Origin of the sequence: Pseudomonas sp. DE0157 (genome assembly GCF_007678615.1) — a bacterium.
Taxonomy (GTDB): domain Bacteria; phylum Pseudomonadota; class Gammaproteobacteria; order Pseudomonadales; family Pseudomonadaceae; genus Aquipseudomonas; species Aquipseudomonas parafulva_B.
This window is the reverse complement of the sequence record NZ_VEJN01000004.1, coordinates 150,148-164,817: the sequence shown is the minus strand read 5'-3', so window position 1 is coordinate 164,817 and position 14,670 is coordinate 150,148. Positions and strand designations below refer to the sequence as shown.

The following is a 14,670-nucleotide window of genomic DNA, read 5'->3' as shown; positions in this document are numbered from 1 at the left end:
AGAGACTGCCTAGGAGAAACCACGATGCCGGTGAGCAATGCACAATTGACCCAGATGTTCGAGCACGTACTGAAGCTGTCCCGAGTGGACGACACCCAGAGCGTTGCCGTCCTCAAGAGCCATTACTCCGATCCGCGCACGGTCAATGCCGCGATGGAAGCGGCGCAGCGACTAGGGGCGAAGGTCTACGCCGTGGAACTGCCGGCATTCAATCACCCCACCGCCATGGGCCGTGACATGACCGCCTACTGCGGCGATACGGCACTCACCGGTAACCTGGCGGCACAGCGCGCGCTGGAGGCCGCCGACCTGATCGTCGACACGATGATGCTTCTGCACTCCCCCGAGCAGGAGCAGATTCTCAAGACTGGCACCCGCATTCTGCTGGCGGTGGAACCCGCCGAAGTGCTGGCGCGCATGCTGCCCAACGAGGACGACAAGCGCCGGGTACTGGCTGCCGAAACCCTGCTCAAGCAGGCGCGCAGCATGCATGTGCGATCCAGGGCCGGCAGCGACTTCCATGCACCGCTCGGCCAGTACCCGGCAGTCACCGAGTACGGCTACGCCGACGAGCCAGGGCGTTGGGATCACTGGCCCAGCGGGTTCCTGTTCACCTGGCCGAACGAGGACAGCGCCGAGGGCACGCTGGTCCTGGATGTAGGCGACATCATCCTGCCGTTCAAGAACTATTGCCGTGAGCGCATCACGCTCGAGATTGAAAAGGGCTTTATCACCGGCATTCATGGCGGCTTCGAGGCCGAGTACCTGCGCGACTACCTCAAATACTTCAACGACCCTGAGGTCTACGGCATCTCGCACATCGGCTGGGGCTTGCAACCGCGCGCCCAGTGGACTGCCATGGGCCTGCACGACCGCAACGACGGGATGTGCATGGATGCCCGCGCGTTCTACGGCAACTTCCTGTTCTCCACGGGCCCGAACACCGAGGTGGGCGGCAAGCGCAAGACCCCTTGCCACCTGGACATCCCGCTGCGCAATTGCGATATCTACCTGGACGATCAGGCGGTGGTCATGGCCGGGGACGTGGTCGCGCCCCAGCAATCACTGGCGCGATAACAGTTATACTGGCCGGGCGCTCCGCTATTGGCGGCCGGCCAGCTCCTTTCCACCAGCCCAAGCCCTCCCATGCCGAACAAGACTTCCCCCAGCAGCCCCCTCCACGACACCGCCCCTTACGACGTTACCGAACAGGTGGGCCACTTACTGCGCAAGGCTTACCAGCGGCACACGGCGATCTTCCAACAGCAGGCGTGCGACCCACAGTTGACCTCCATTCAATTCGTCACCCTGTGCGCCCTGCGCGACCATGGCCCCAGCTCTCAGGCCGAGTTGATCAAGGCCACGGCCGTGGACCAGGCGACCATTCGCGGCATCGTCGAGCGCCTGAAAGCCCGTGAACTGGTACAGCTCTCGCCAGACCCGGGAGACCGGCGCAAGGTGATCGTCACGCTCACCGGCAGCGGTGCGGCATTGCTCGATGCGATGATCCCTTGCGCCCGGCAGATCAGTGAACTGAGCATGGGCAGCCTCAATGCCGCTGAGCGCGTGGCCATCTTGTACCTGCTGCGCAAAATGATCGACAGCGACGACGGCGCGGCCTGAGCAGCATCACGGCTGGACAGCCTCCTCGTCTTACGCCCTGCCTGAGCCACCGATTCGGTGAGCTCATTGCCCCTGCCCTGCTCATCCGTATCCCTGGCCTGCTTCTTGCTCACTCATTTCATGTAGTGAGTACTTACCGAAATGCACGCCACCTGTGGGTGCTTCGGTAGCGCAAGTCACCTCCAGAGATGAGCCCATCATGCAAACAACCCTCTGCGTGCAGGTCAACGGCCAGTCGTTCGACGTCGACGCCCCGCCTGAAACGCCCTTGCTGCTGATCCTGCGCAACGACCTGTGCCTGAACGGCCCCAAGTACGGCTGCGGCCTGGGTGAATGCGGCGCGTGTACGGTGATCATCGACGGCGTGGCCGCTCGCTCCTGCATCATCCCCCTGGCCGGGGCCGTCGGCCGCGAGATCACTACCCTCGAAGGGCTGGGCTGCAAGCGTGCGCCGCACCCTGTGCAGCAGGCGTTCATCGACGAGCAGGCAGCCCAATGCGGCTACTGCATGAACGGCATGATCATGACCGCCACGGCCCTGCTCGATCGAATCCCCCAGCCCAGCGATGAGCAGATTCGCAACGAACTGTCCGGCAACCTGTGCCGCTGCGGCACCCACGTCGAAATCCTGCGCGCCGTGCGCCGCGCCGCCGACACCCGGAGGAAAGCATGAACCACTCGCAACAGGTGCCCAGCCGTGACCAACTGCTGGCCAAGACCGGCGTGCTGCTGATCGTCGATCAGATCACCCCGCCTTCCGGCCCGGTGGCCAAGGGTGTAACGCCCGTGACCCGGGAGCGCGAACTGGCGCTGTTCATCGCCGTCTGCGACGACGGCAGGGTCTATGCCTTCAATGGCCACGTCGACCTGGGTACCGGTATCCGCACCTCGCTGGCGCAGATCGTCGCCGAAGAGTTGAACCTGCGCATGGACCAGGTGCACATGGTGCTGGGCGATACCGAGCGGGCGCCCAATCAAGGCGCGACTATCGCCAGCGCCACCCTGCAGATTTCAGCCGTGCCCTTGCGCAAGGCTGCGGCGACTGCACGCCGTCATTTGCTGCAACGGGCGGCGCTGCGCCTTGGGTGCGAGCCCGCGTCGCTGCGTATCGAAGAAGGCACGGTAATCACCAACGACGGCACCACGCTGAGCTACGCCGAACTGGTAGCGGGTGAAAACCAGCAGTTGCACATTGCCGAGGATGCGCCGCTCAAACCCATCGAAGACTACACGTTGGTCGGGCGCAGCACCGCCCGCGTGGACATTCCCGGCAAGGCCACCGGTGAACTGACCTACGTTCACGACATGCGCCTGCCCGACATGCTGCACGGGCGAGTGATCCGTCCGCCCTATGCTGGCCACGACAGCGGCGACTTCGTGGGCAACAGCCTGCTGGCCGTCGATGAATCATCCATTGCCCACGTACCGGGCGTCGTGGCGGTGGTCGTGATCCGCGATTTCGTCGGCGTGGTTGCCGAGCGCGAGGAGCAGGCCATCCGGGCTGCTCAGGACCTGAAAATCAGCTGGAAGCCCTTTACCGGCAAGCTGCCCGACCTGAGCGATGTAGCCCAGGCCATCCGCGACAACCCAAGGGTTCAACGCACGGTGCTGGACCAAGGCGATGTCGATGCCGGCCTTGCCAATGCCAGCCAGCGCCTGAGCCGTACCTATTTATGGCCGTATCAGCTGCATGCTTCGATTGGCCCATCGTGCGCGCTGGCCGACTACACGCCTGGGCAGATCCGCGTGTGGTCCGGCACCCAGAACCCACACCTGCTGCGCGCTGATCTGGCCTGGCTGCTGGCCTGCGGCGAGGAGCGCATCGAAATCATCCGCATGGAGGCTGCCGGTTGCTATGGCCGCAACTGCGCCGACGATGTCTGCGCCGACGCCGTGCTGCTGTCGCGCGCCGTGCAACGCCCTGTGCGGGTACAGCTGACCCGCGAGCAGGAACACGCCTGGGAACCCAAGGGCACAGCCCAACTGATGGAGATCGACGGCGGCCTGAACGCCGATGGCAGCGTGGCTGCCTATGACTTCCAGACCAGCTACCCGTCCAACGGCGCGCCTACCTTGGCCCTGCTGCTCACCGGGGCGGTGGAACCCGTACCGGCCCTGTTCGAAATGGGCGACCGCACGTCGATTCCACCCTATGACTACGAGCACATGCGCGTGACCATCAACGACATGACGCCGCTGGTGCGCGCTTCGTGGATGCGCGGCGTATCGGCCATGCCCAACAGCTTTGCCCACGAGTCCTATATCGATGAGCTGGCGTTCGCAGCGGGTGTCGATCCGGTGGAATACCGCCTCAAGCACTTGTCCGACCCACGTGCCATCGACCTGGTCAAGGCTACCGCCGCGCGAGCCGACTGGCAGCCGCATACCCAGCCCATGCAAAGCCAGGGCGAAGGTGACGTGCTGCGCGGGCGCGGCTTTGCCTACGCGCGCTACATCCACAGTAAATTCCCAGGCTTTGGCGCCGCGTGGGCGGCCTGGGTGGCTGACGTAGCCGTTGACCGGCGTACCGGTGAAGTCGCCGTCACCCGCGTGGTGATCGGGCATGACGCCGGGATGATGGTCAACCCCGAGGGCGTGCGCCACCAGATCCACGGCAATGTCATCCAGTCCACCAGCCGGGTGCTCAAGGAGCAAGTCAGCTTCGAAGAGTCGACCGTGGCCAGCAAGGAATGGGGCGGCTACCCGATCCTGACCTTCCCTGAGCTGCCTGCCATCGACGTAATGATGCTGCCGCGTCAGCACGAAGCACCGATGGGCAGCGGCGAATCGGCTTCGGTACCCAGTGCCGCTGCCATTGCCAACGCCATCTTCGACGCCACCGGGATCCGCTTTCGCGAGCTGCCGATCACCGCCGAACGGGTGCGCGCCGCCCTGGGTGGCGATGGCCAGGGGCCTGGGCCATCGACTCCGACGCAGCCTGCTAGTAAACGTTCAAAGTGGTGGTTCGGCGGCTTGGCCGGGGTGTTGGGCGCAGCCCTGGGCATGCTTGCCACCGCCCTGCCCTGGCGCAGTGAAATCGCACCGGTTACTCCGCCCGGCGCTGGCAGCTGGAGCGCCGCGATGCTCGAACGCGGGCGCCAGGTGGCTGCGGCCGGCGATTGCGCCGTGTGCCATACGGTCAGCGGTGGCAAGGTCAATGCCGGCGGTCTGGCCATGCAGACGCCCTTCGGCACGCTCCACACCACCAACATCACGCCCGATCCGGAAACCGGCATTGGCCGCTGGTCATTCGCCGCCTTCGAACGGGCCATGCGTGAAGGTATCAGCCGTGATGGCCGTCACCTGTATCCCGCGTTTCCCTACACCTCGTTCCGCGCCATCAACGATGCCGACATGCAAGCACTGTATGCCTACCTGATGTCGCAGCCTCCGGTACGCCAGCAAGCGCCCGCCAACCAGATGCGCTTCCCGTTCAACCAGCGACCGCTGATGGCTGGCTGGAACGCCCTGTTTCTGCAGCGCGGGGAATACCAGCCAGACCCGCAACGCAGCGCTCAGTGGAACCGCGGCGCCTACCTTGTCGATGGCCTCGGCCACTGCACGGCCTGCCATTCACCGCGTAACCTGATGGGCGCCGAGAAAGCTGGCAGCAGCTACCTGGCCGGAGGGATGGTCGATGGCTGGGAAGCACCGCCCCTCAATGCGCTGGGCAAATCAACCACCCCGTGGACTGAAGACGAGTTGTTCAACTACCTGAGTACTGGGTTTTCTGAAAAGCACGGGGTGGCGGCAGGCCCCATGGGCCCGGTGGTCAGCGAGCTGGCGACGCTGCCCAAAAGCGCCGTGCGTGCCATCGCCCACTACCTCCGCTCACTCGATGGCGAGCCTCAGTCGCAGGCGGCCAAGGCCCCGCAGCCGGCTGAAACCCACGTGTCATTGAGCAATGGCGAGCGCGTGTTCAAAGGCGCCTGCATGGCCTGCCACAGCGATGGACAGGGGCCGAAACTGTTCGGCGTCAGCCCGTCGATGGCGGTGAACAGCAACGTTCACAGCGAGCTGCCAGACAATCTGCTACGGGTGATACTGCACGGCATCCCTACCCCAGCTACCCGCGACCTGGGCTACATGCCGGGCTTCAAGGACAGCTTGTCGGACCGCCAGATAGCCGATCTTGCGGCATACCTGCGCCAGCGTTTTGCAGGTGACAAGCCCGCCTGGCCAGGGCTCGCCGCCAAGGTCGCGCAGGTGCGCGCCAACCCAGGCAGCCATTGAAGTCACAGGCGCAGGCCGCGCAGGACAAGGTCGCTGATGAAGGCCAACCAGTCGGCCTTGGCCTTGGGGTCAGCCAGGTCCACGGCCAGGAACGAACTGAGCGTATGGCGGTTGGAGTTGTAGAAATAGCAGAGCGAAGCAATCATCAGGTAGGCGTGGGTAATGTCAATGTCGTCACGAAACAGGCCCTTCGCCTGGCCCGCGTCGATGATCGGCCGCAGCACGCCAACCGCCTCGCCCGACAAGGCCTTGAGGTTCTGCGACTTGCGCGCATGCTCGCCTTGGTGAAGGTTCTCAGTGGCCAGTAGGGTGACGAATTCGGGGTGTTGCACGTAGTAATCCCAAATGAATGCCACCAGCGTGCGCACCGCCTGTTCAGGGTCGTCCAGGTCCAGTTGCAGCCCGGCTTCGGCCTGGTTGAAGCTGGCATAGATGTGCTCCAGCACACTGATGAACAGCTTTTCCTTGTTGCCGAAGTAGTAATAGATCATTCGGTCGTTGGATTTGGCCAGGGTGGAAATCTGCTCGACGCGCCCACCGGCGTAGCCTTCCCGGCTGAAGACCTGTACAGCCGCCTTGAGGATGTTGTCTCGGGTGCGGTCGGCCTGTTGGGCACGGATACCGGTTTTGCGCGTTTGCATGGGGGTCTCTGTGAGGCTGGCGAGGGGAACCACACTGCCACATTAGGGGGGGTGTTGCGTAGTTTTTCGGCGAGGGGATCGGTGCGAGCGAGGGAGGGAGGTGCTACTCAAATGCTGCGATTGGCAAACGGCGAACACTAGCAAGGCTTGGTCAAAAGCCGGAAACCGGCCTAACACAAAAAAGCCCTGATAAATCAGGGCTTTGATGAAGAATAGTGGCGGAAGCGTAGAGATTCGAACTCTAGGATAGTTGCCCATCGACGGTTTTCAAGACCGTTGCCTTAAACCACTCGGCCACGCTTCCAACTGCTTTGCGGCCGCCATAATACCGGAATGAAACACGCTGTCAAACTCTCTGTGTCGCGGGTTGCAGGAGCTCTGGTAGACTCCTACCATCTTCGACGTTTCATATCACAGGTTCACCAAGGAGTGTCGCCATGCGCGAACAGGATTATGCCGTACACCACGGCCAGCAGGTCGAGCAGCAGGAGATCAGCAAGGTCCTGCGCAACACGTACAGCCTGCTGGCACTTACCCTCGCATTCAGCGGCCTGATGGCCTTCATCTCACAACAGATGCGGTTCGCCTACCCGAACGTGTTCGTCGTGCTGATCGGCTTCTATGGCTTGTTCTTCCTCACCGCCAAGCTGCGCGACTCGGTATGGGGCCTGGTCTCCACCTTCGCCCTCACCGGCTTCATGGGCTTCATTCTCGGCCCTATCCTCAATCGCTACCTGGGCATGAGCGGCGGCGCCGAAGTGGTCAGTTCGGCCTTTGCCATGACGGCGCTGGTGTTCGGTGGCCTGTCTGCCTACGTGCTGATCACCCGCAAGGACATGAGCTTCCTCAGCGGCTTCATCACCGCAGGCTTCTTCGTCCTGCTGGGTGCGGTCGTGGCCAGCTTCTTCTTCCAGATCAGCGGCCTGCAACTGGCCATCAGCGCCGGCTTCGTGCTGTTCTCGTCGGTATGCATCCTGTTCCAGACCAGCGCCATCATCCACGGTGGTGAACGCAACTACATCATGGCGACCATCAGCTTGTACGTTTCGATCTACAATCTGTTCATCAGCCTGCTGCAGCTGTTCGGCATCATGGGTCGTGACGACTGATCCAACGTGTGTCCAAAGAAGCCCGCTTACGCGGGCTTTTTTGTGCCTGCGTTTTTTATCGAACATGCACGGTTTGAAAGCGGTACAGCGCCCATACTTATTGACCTAAAAGTCAGGTAACAAAGGCGATGATCGTCGAACAGGCGGCTAACCGGTGTTCCCCTACCGCATTCCCTATTCTGCCCGTAGAATGCGCTCCTTTTTTATAGACGGGCAGCGCTGCGCAATGAGCTCACAGGAACACAGCCCAGGTGCAACAGCGCCTGACAACGAACTGGTACTGGGTCTGGAAGACAAGCCACGGCTGCTCATCGGCTTGCTGGCAGCGCTGCAACACCTGCTGGCGATCATTGTGCCGATCGTCACCCCTGGCCTGCTGATCTGCCAGGCGTTGGGCGTCTCTGCCCGAGATACCAACCTGATCGTGTCCATGTCTCTGGTCATCTCCGGCATCGCCACCTTCATCCAGTGCAAACGCTTCGGCCCTTTCGGTGCCGGCTTGCTGATCGTGCAAGGCACCAGCTTCAACTTCGTCGGCCCGCTGATTGCTGGCGGGGCCTTGATGGTTAAGCAAGGCACGCCTGTGGAAGGCGTCATGGCCGCCATTTTCGGCGTGGTCATTGCAGGCTCATTCGTCGAGATGGGCGTGTCTCGCATCCTGCCCTTCGTCAAACGGCTGATCACTCCGCTGGTGACCGGCATCGTGGTGCTGATGATTGGCCTGACCCTGATCAAGGTCGGCCTGATCAGCATGGGCGGTGGTTTTGGCGCCATGGCCAACGGGACCTTTGCCAACGGCGAGAACCTGCTGCTGTCAGGCGTGGTACTGGCGATCATCGTCATCCTCAACCGCATACCGGTGGTCTGGCTGCGCAGTTGCGCCATCGTCATCGCGCTGGCGGCGGGCTATGCCCTGGCCGGCTATCTGGGCCGCCTGGACTTCACCGGCATGCACGAGGCCGCGCTGTTCCAAGTGCCGACACCCTTGCACTTTGGCCTCGGTTTTTCCTGGGCACTGTTCATCCCGATGCTGGTGATCTACTTGGTGACCTCTCTGGAGGCCATCGGTGATGTAACCGCCACCAGCAAGGTCTCGCGCCAGCCCGTGGAAGGCCCGGTGTGGATGCAGCGCATCAAGGGTGGCGTGCTGGTCAACGGCGCCAACTCACTGCTGGCTGGCGTGTTCAATACGTTCCCAAGCTCGATCTTCGCCCAGAATAACGGCGTCATTCAGCTGACCGGTATCGCCAGCCGTCACATCGGCGTATGGATTGCGGGGATGCTGATACTGCTGGGCTTGTTCCCAAGCGTTGCCGGGGTGATCCAGGCGGTTCCAGAGCCTGTGCTGGGCGGCGCGGCCATGGTCATGTTCGGCGCAGTGGCAGCCTCGGGTATCAATATCCTGGCTAGCACCCGGCTCGATCGCCGCGCCTTGTTGATCATCGCCGTATCGCTGGCCTTGGGCCTGGGCGTGGCGCAGGTACCCGAATTCCTTGCCCATATGCCAGCGGCGATTCGCAACGTGATGGAGTCAGGAGTTGCTACCGGAGGCATCTGTGCCTTGGTACTCAACTGGTTCCTGCCCGAGGGCAAGGAAAAGCCCTGACTACCACAGGCCTGCAGCAGCCAGGCCTTTTTGTTTATCATGGCGCGATTCCATAGCACGAGTTCGCCATGAAATTTGCTATCGCGGTGTTTTCCCCCGCACAAGCACCCGCTTCGCGCCGGGCGCTGCGCTTTGCCGAGGCAGCGCTGGCTGCCGGGCACGGCATCACCCGCTTGTTCTTCTACCAGGACGGGGTGCACAGTGCATCGTCCAACGTGGTAGCCCCTCAGGACGAACAGGACATTGCGCAGCAATGGCGCACGTTCGTTCAGGCCAATCAGCTCGATGCAGTGGTGTGCATCGCCGCCGCCCTGCGTCGTGGCGTACTGGACGAACGCGAAGCCAGCCGCTATCAACGCCCTGCCGTGAATCTGCAGCAACCCTGGGAACTGTCCGGGCTTGGTCAGTTGCATGAAGCGGCGCAAACGGCCGATCGGCTGATCTGCTTTGGAGGCGACTGAATGGCCAAGTCCATGTTGATCATCAGTCGCCAGGCGCCCTGGAGCGGGCTGTCTGCCCGCGAAGCGCTGGATATCGTCCTGGCCGGCGGCGCCTTCGATCTGCCGCTGGGCGTGCTGTTCCTGGACGATGGCGTGTTCCAGCTGGCCTGCGACCAGCACCCCACCGCCCTTGAGCAGAAAAACCTGGCTGCCAACCTGCAGGCACTGCCCATGTTCGGCGTAGACGCGTTGTACGTCTGTGGCCATAGCCTGGCTCGGCGCGGCATGACGCACGCAAGCCTTGGCCTGCAGGTAGAGGTACTTGAGGATGCGCAGCTTGCGGCTTTGATCGCACAGTTCGACGAAGTGGTGACGCTCTGATGACAACCTTGCATGTAATAGCCCACTCCCCGTTTGGTGACGAACGCCTTCACAGCTGCCTGCGCTTGCTCGGCAGCGAAGACGCCGTGCTGCTGTGTGGCGATGCGGTCTACGCCCTGCTCCCAGGCAGCGAGCCGTTGCGTTTGCTGGAGCAGGCCCAGTTAATCGGTCGCCTTTATGCACTGGAAGAAGACATTCAGGCCAGGGCCATTGCGTCCTCGCTGGCAACGACGGTCGACTACCCAGGCTTCGTTGCGCTGTCCCTGCACCATGACAAGGTCAACAGCTGGTTATGAACACACTCGATATCGAAGGCAAGGCCATTGCCCTGGACAAGGACGGCTTTCTGGTCAACCTTGAGGATTGGTCACCGGCCACCGCGCAAGGCTTGGCCACCCGCGAAGGCATTGACCTGACGCCTGACCACTGGGAAATCCTGTCATTGCTGCGCGCGTTCTACCTGGAGTATCAGCTCTCGCCCGCCACGCGTCCGCTGATCAAATACGCAGCGCTCAACCTGGGCCCGGAAAAGGGCAATAGCGCCCATCTCAATCGCCTGTTCAATGGCACTCCCGCCAAACTTGCCGCCAAACTGGCGGGCCTGCCCAAGCCGACCAATTGCATATGACCAGCCTACGCCCGCTTACCCTGGAAACCCCCGCTGAACACCCCTTCGCCGAGTACGTGCGCATCCTCGGCAAAGGCAAGCGTGGCGCGCGCGGCCTGACACGCGAAGAAGCCCGCGCCGCCATGACTTTGCTGCTTGAGGGTAAAGTCGAAGACGCGCAGCTGGGCGCCTTTCTCATGCTGCTACGGCACAAGGAAGAAAGCGCAGAAGAGCTCGCCGGCTTCACCGAAGCGCTGCGCGCGCACTTGCAAGCGCCTGCCATGGCCGTGGACATCGACTGGCCGAGCTATGCCGGCAAGAAGCGCCATCTGCCCTGGTACCTGTTGGCCGCCAAGTGCCTGGCCGGCAATGGGGTGCGTATCCTGATGCACGGTGGCGGTGCGCACACCGCAGGCCGCCTGTACAGCGAGCAACTGCTCGCGCTGCTGCACATACCTCTGTGCCGCGGTTGGCAGGCCGTCAGTGAGGCCCTGGACCAGCACCACCTGGCCTTTTTCCCACTGCAGGACTGGGCGCCTGAACTTCAGCGCATGATCGACCTGCGGAACATTCTGGGCCTGCGCTCGCCGATCCACTCCCTCGCACGGGTGCTGAACCCGCTCGGCGCACGCTGTGGCCTGCAGAGCATCTTCCACCCGGGTTACCAGGCCGTACACCGCGAGGCCAGTCGCTTGTTGGGCGATCATGCGATCGTGATCAAGGGTGATGGTGGCGAAATCGAGGTGAACCCGGATGTGCTCAGCCATCTCTACGGCACCACTGACGGCAAAGCCTGGGACGAAGAATGGCCTGCCCTGAGCGAGCGGCGCCACGTCAAGCCGGCAGCGCTTGAGCCTGAGCACATGCTGGCCTTTTGGCGTGGTGAGGTTGAAGACAGCTATGCCCAAAAAGCAGTGCTAGCCACCATGGCGCTGGCGCTTCGTGGGTTGGGGCAAGACCGCGAGCAGGCGTTTGCCCGTGCGCAAGCGTGGTGGGCTGATCGCAATCGATCGATTTAACCGATCATACCGCCCCACTCTTTGCGCTATTGCTTCGAACGTCTTTCTCTAGACTGGGCTCCAAAGACAAATCGCTTTTGTTAAGGAGCTCATCATGGGCCTGTTGGTCGACGGTCGCTGGCATGACCAGTGGTACGAAAATGGCAAGGATGGCGCGTTCAAGCGTGAGGACTCACAGCGGCGCAACCCATTGCCTTCCGCTGAGCCGGGGCGTTACCACCTGTACGTTTCGCTGGCCTGCCCCTGGGCTCATCGCACGCTGATCATGCGCGCGCTCAAAGGCCTCGAGCCGCTGATCGACGTGTCGGTGGTCAGCTGGTTGATGCAAGGTGACGGCTGGACCTTCGACCGCCAGAACGGCTCTTCGGGCGATCACCTCGACGGGCTCCAGTACCTGCACCAGCGCTACACCCAGGACGACCCTCATTACACCGGGCGCGTGACCGTACCGGTGCTGTGGGACAAACAAGAGAACCGCATCGTCAACAACGAGTCGGCGCAGATCGTGCGGATCTTCAACCATGACTTCAATTCGCTGACCGGCAACCTGCTCGACTTCTACCCGCAACCGTTGCGAGCGGACATCGACGCCTTGAACGAACGCATCTACCCGGCCATCAACAACGGCGTTTACCGCGCAGGCTTTGCGACGACACAGCAGGCCTACGAAGCGGCCTTCGACGAGGTGTTCAGCGAATGGGATCACCTCGAAGATGTGCTTAGCCGACACCGCTACCTGGCAGGCGAGTACCTCACCGAGGCCGACGTACGCCTGTTCACCACGGCGGTGCGCTTCGATGCCGTTTACCACGGCCATTTCAAGTGCAACCTGCGCCGTCTGAGCGACTACCCCAACCTGACCCACTGGCTGCGCGAGTTGTATCAATGGCCAGGGGTAGCCGACACGGTGAACATGCAGCACATCCAGAACCACTACTACCTCAGCCATACCACCATCAACCCCAATGGCATCGTGCCAAAGGGGCCGCTGCTGGACTTCAGGCTGCCCCATGATCGGGCACGCTTGCCCGGCAAGGGTATATGGGGTGGGAGCTGAACTAGCCTGTGCCCTGCCCAGACCAAATCAGTCGCGCATGAACCCGCCATCGACGTCCATGATCTCGCCGGTCACGAACCCGGCCTCCCGCGAGGCCAGGAAGCATACGGCGGCGGCGATGTCGCGGGGCGTGCCGGCGCGGCCAAGCGGCATCTGTGCGAGCACTTCGGCCCTGGCCTGAGGCGCCAGCGCGCTGGTCATCTCGGTGTCGGTCAGTGCCGGCGACACGGCGTTGACGGTGATGGCATAGGGGCCGGCTTCTCGCGCCAGTCCTTTGGTCAAGGCGATCACCGCGCCTTTGGCCGCCGCGTAGCAGCTATTACCCAGCAAGCCACCCCCACGCTTGCCTGCCACCGATGCGATATTGATGATGCGCCCGCTTTGGCGCGCCATCATGCCCGGCAGCACGGCCTTGGCGCAGAAAAACACGCTGTTCAGGTCAATGGCCATCACCCGGTTCCATTCCGCGGTGGTGACCTCCAGCAAAGGGCCAGTCGAGACGATGCCTGCGTTGTTGACCAGGATGTCGACCCCTCCCAACAAGGCTTCCACCTGGTTCACCATGGCCTGAACCTGAACCTCATCGGCAACATCCGCTCCCACGCCAACCGCCTCGATCCCGGCTTCTCGCAACCGAGCCGCAGCCGCCTCGGCCGCCTCGGCATCCAAATCGCACACCCCTACTCGGGCACCGGCCTGGCCCAGTGCCGTGGCGATCGCATGACCAATGCCACGGGCGGCGCCCGTTACCAGGGCCGTGCGGCCGGTCAGGGTGAAATTGAGTGCAGCATGCACAACGGGAGTGCTCATGGTCGTCATCCATCGAAAATGGCCGCAGCCAGGCGCGCCTGCTCATTGGCAGCAGGCGGTCGTCTAAGGTGCTGGAGGGTCAGGGCATCACGCGGTGCCGCAGGCGCCGAGCGCCAACTGCTCCTTGAGCGGGGGAATGTCCAGCCGGCGCATTACCCGGTACAACGAAGGCCGGCAGATCCCCAGAGCGCGGGCCGCCGCCGACATGTTCCAGCGGCAGCTCTGCAAGGCCTGTAACACCTCACTGCGCTCATCGCCTGAAGGCGCCGCCCGGCGGATGGGCGTGATGTTGGCAGGCAACGCAGCCGGGGTCTGGCACTGCTCGATGAAGTCCAGCGGCAGATCGCTGCGCAGCATGCGCGGGCCTTCCATCACGGCGCAGGCGTAACGCACGACCGCCCGCATCTGGCGCAGATTCCCCGGCCAGGAGTGGGCCATCAGCAAGCTCCACACCTGCGCCAGTACCTGGCGTGGATCACAGCCTGGCAATTCATGGGCCACCATGTTGCACAACAGCTCGCCACGGTCCTGGCGCTCGCGCAGCGGCGGTAACTGCACCACGCCCGTGGCGATGCGATAGAACAGGTCCTCGCGGAAACTGCCCTCGGCAACCCGTGCCGAGAGGTCCTGGTGCGTCGCGCAGACCAGCGCAAAGTTGACTGGGATGCTGCGCTCGGCACCCAGGGGCGTTACCTCACGTTCGGCAATCACCCGTAGCAGGCGCGTCTGTTGTTCCAGAGGCATGTCGCCGATTTCATCGAGAAATAGCACGCCGCCATCGGCTTGCTGAACCTTGCCTTTCTTGCCGCCCGGTAAAGCACCCGAGAACGCCCCGCGGCTATAGCCGAACAGCTCGCTTTCGATGAGGGTTTCGGGAATGGACGCGCAATTGAGCGCCACCAGTTGTGCACCGCGGCGTTGACTGTGCGCGTGCAGGGCGCGGGCGAGAATTTCCTTGCCGGTACCGGTCTCTCCGCGGATCAGTACGGCAATGCCACGCTCCATCAGCCGCAAGGCCCGGTTAAAGGCCTGACGCACCACAGGGTCACTGTCTTGAGCGATGTTGCACGCCTCCACGACGGGTTGGAGCGCACGAACGGCAGGGTTACAAGCGGTCATTAGCGTCACCTTTTTCTTGTTCTAT

At 62.8% G+C, this 14,670-nt stretch carries 15 protein-coding genes and 1 tRNA gene; 12 read left to right on the top strand and 4 right to left on the bottom strand.

Features of this window, described 5'->3' with window-relative positions:
- Nucleotides 1–24 precede the first annotated feature (24 nt).
- From FS777_RS07445 to FS777_RS07430, 4 genes are all read left to right on the top strand, one after another.
- A complete protein-coding gene (locus tag FS777_RS07445; protein WP_058603434.1) occupies nt 25–1,077 on the top strand; it encodes a 2,5-dihydroxypyridine 5,6-dioxygenase in 1,053 nt (350 codons plus the stop codon).
- Nucleotides 1,078–1,146: 69 nt separating this feature from the next.
- Nucleotides 1,147–1,623 (top strand): MarR family winged helix-turn-helix transcriptional regulator, encoded by a 477-nt coding sequence (locus FS777_RS07440; RefSeq protein WP_078478369.1) that lies wholly within the window; start codon nt 1,147–1,149, stop codon nt 1,621–1,623.
- Between the two features lie 199 nt (nt 1,624–1,822).
- Nucleotides 1,823–2,296, top strand: coding sequence for a (2Fe-2S)-binding protein (locus FS777_RS07435; protein ID WP_058637903.1), 474 nt, complete (start codon nt 1,823–1,825; stop codon nt 2,294–2,296).
- Entirely contained in the window at nt 2,293–5,856 is a 3,564-nt protein-coding gene (locus FS777_RS07430) for a molybdopterin cofactor-binding domain-containing protein (protein ID WP_145254766.1), read from the top strand. Before FS777_RS07435 ends, FS777_RS07430 begins: the two co-directional genes overlap by 4 nt.
- A gap of 2 nt (nt 5,857–5,858) precedes the next feature.
- Here the strand turns inward: FS777_RS07430 and FS777_RS07425 are convergent, their stop codons facing one another.
- Together FS777_RS07425 and FS777_RS07420 are read right to left on the bottom strand one after the other, a co-directional pair.
- Nucleotides 5,859–6,497, bottom strand: a complete 639-nt coding sequence (locus tag FS777_RS07425; protein WP_058637905.1) for a TetR family transcriptional regulator — start codon at nt 6,495–6,497, stop codon at nt 5,859–5,861.
- 216 nt (nt 6,498–6,713) lie between these two features.
- Nucleotides 6,714–6,801, bottom strand: a tRNA-Ser gene (locus FS777_RS07420).
- A gap of 133 nt (nt 6,802–6,934) precedes the next feature.
- Here FS777_RS07420 and FS777_RS07415 point away from each other — a divergent pair.
- The 8 genes from FS777_RS07415 to FS777_RS07380 all read left to right on the top strand — a co-directional run bounded on the left by FS777_RS07415 (nt 6,935) and on the right by FS777_RS07380 (nt 12,716).
- Nucleotides 6,935–7,606 carry a Bax inhibitor-1/YccA family protein gene (locus FS777_RS07415; RefSeq protein WP_023534840.1) on the top strand — a complete coding sequence of 224 codons (672 nt, stop codon included), beginning with the start codon at nt 6,935–6,937 and terminating at the stop codon, nt 7,604–7,606.
- A 226-nt stretch (nt 7,607–7,832) separates the two neighbouring features.
- Nucleotides 7,833–9,212, top strand: a complete 1,380-nt coding sequence (locus FS777_RS07410; protein WP_058637906.1) for a nucleobase:cation symporter-2 family protein — start codon at nt 7,833–7,835, stop codon at nt 9,210–9,212.
- 68 nt (nt 9,213–9,280) lie between these two features.
- Nucleotides 9,281–9,673, top strand: coding sequence for a sulfurtransferase complex subunit TusD (gene tusD / locus FS777_RS07405; protein WP_058637907.1), 393 nt, complete (start codon nt 9,281–9,283; stop codon nt 9,671–9,673).
- Nucleotides 9,674–10,033, top strand: a complete 360-nt coding sequence (gene tusC, locus FS777_RS07400) for a sulfurtransferase complex subunit TusC (protein ID WP_058637908.1) — start codon at nt 9,674–9,676, stop codon at nt 10,031–10,033.
- Nucleotides 10,033–10,329 carry a sulfurtransferase complex subunit TusB gene (gene tusB, locus FS777_RS07395; protein ID WP_058637909.1) on the top strand — a complete coding sequence of 99 codons (297 nt, stop codon included), beginning with the start codon at nt 10,033–10,035 and terminating at the stop codon, nt 10,327–10,329. The genes tusC and tusB overlap by 1 nt, the downstream gene beginning before the upstream one ends.
- Complete coding sequence (locus tag FS777_RS07390) at nt 10,326–10,661, top strand: TusE/DsrC/DsvC family sulfur relay protein (protein WP_058637910.1); 336 nt, start codon at nt 10,326–10,328, stop codon at nt 10,659–10,661. Before tusB ends, FS777_RS07390 begins: the two co-directional genes overlap by 4 nt.
- Nucleotides 10,658–11,659 (top strand): glycosyl transferase family protein, encoded by a 1,002-nt coding sequence (locus tag FS777_RS07385; RefSeq protein ID WP_078478352.1) that lies wholly within the window; start codon nt 10,658–10,660, stop codon nt 11,657–11,659. Before FS777_RS07390 ends, FS777_RS07385 begins: the two co-directional genes overlap by 4 nt.
- 94 nt (nt 11,660–11,753) lie before the next feature.
- On the top strand, nt 11,754–12,716 hold the full coding sequence (locus FS777_RS07380) for a glutathione S-transferase family protein (protein ID WP_078478351.1): 963 nt from the start codon (nt 11,754–11,756) through the stop codon (nt 12,714–12,716).
- Between the two features lie 27 nt (nt 12,717–12,743).
- Here the strand turns inward: FS777_RS07380 and FS777_RS07375 are convergent, their stop codons facing one another.
- Together FS777_RS07375 and FS777_RS07370 are read right to left on the bottom strand one after the other, a co-directional pair.
- Complete coding sequence (locus tag FS777_RS07375; RefSeq protein ID WP_058603450.1) at nt 12,744–13,526, bottom strand: SDR family NAD(P)-dependent oxidoreductase; 783 nt, start codon at nt 13,524–13,526, stop codon at nt 12,744–12,746.
- A gap of 87 nt (nt 13,527–13,613) precedes the next feature.
- Nucleotides 13,614–14,645 (bottom strand): sigma-54-dependent Fis family transcriptional regulator, encoded by a 1,032-nt coding sequence (locus tag FS777_RS07370; RefSeq protein WP_081321290.1) that lies wholly within the window; start codon nt 14,643–14,645, stop codon nt 13,614–13,616.
- Between the last annotated feature and the right edge of the window lie 25 nt (nt 14,646–14,670).

Coding starts and splice junctions, on each gene's coding strand:
- FS777_RS07410 (WP_058637906.1), top strand. CDS start 7,833: ATGAGCTCACAGGAACACAGCCCAGGTGCAACAGCGCCTGACAACGAA.
- FS777_RS07440 (WP_078478369.1), top strand. CDS start 1,147: ATGCCGAACAAGACTTCCCCCAGCAGCCCCCTCCACGACACCGCCCCT.
- FS777_RS07370 (WP_081321290.1), bottom strand. CDS start 14,645: ATGACCGCTTGTAACCCTGCCGTTCGTGCGCTCCAACCCGTCGTGGAG.
- tusC (WP_058637908.1), top strand. CDS start 9,674: ATGGCCAAGTCCATGTTGATCATCAGTCGCCAGGCGCCCTGGAGCGGG.
- FS777_RS07415 (WP_023534840.1), top strand. CDS start 6,935: ATGCGCGAACAGGATTATGCCGTACACCACGGCCAGCAGGTCGAGCAG.
- tusB (WP_058637909.1), top strand. CDS start 10,033: ATGACAACCTTGCATGTAATAGCCCACTCCCCGTTTGGTGACGAACGC.
- FS777_RS07445 (WP_058603434.1), top strand. CDS start 25: ATGCCGGTGAGCAATGCACAATTGACCCAGATGTTCGAGCACGTACTG.
- FS777_RS07430 (WP_145254766.1), top strand. CDS start 2,293: ATGAACCACTCGCAACAGGTGCCCAGCCGTGACCAACTGCTGGCCAAG.
- FS777_RS07375 (WP_058603450.1), bottom strand. CDS start 13,526: ATGAGCACTCCCGTTGTGCATGCTGCACTCAATTTCACCCTGACCGGC.
- tusD (WP_058637907.1), top strand. CDS start 9,281: ATGAAATTTGCTATCGCGGTGTTTTCCCCCGCACAAGCACCCGCTTCG.
- FS777_RS07385 (WP_078478352.1), top strand. CDS start 10,658: ATGACCAGCCTACGCCCGCTTACCCTGGAAACCCCCGCTGAACACCCC.
- FS777_RS07435 (WP_058637903.1), top strand. CDS start 1,823: ATGCAAACAACCCTCTGCGTGCAGGTCAACGGCCAGTCGTTCGACGTC.
- FS777_RS07380 (WP_078478351.1), top strand. CDS start 11,754: ATGGGCCTGTTGGTCGACGGTCGCTGGCATGACCAGTGGTACGAAAAT.
- FS777_RS07390 (WP_058637910.1), top strand. CDS start 10,326: ATGAACACACTCGATATCGAAGGCAAGGCCATTGCCCTGGACAAGGAC.
- FS777_RS07425 (WP_058637905.1), bottom strand. CDS start 6,497: ATGCAAACGCGCAAAACCGGTATCCGTGCCCAACAGGCCGACCGCACC.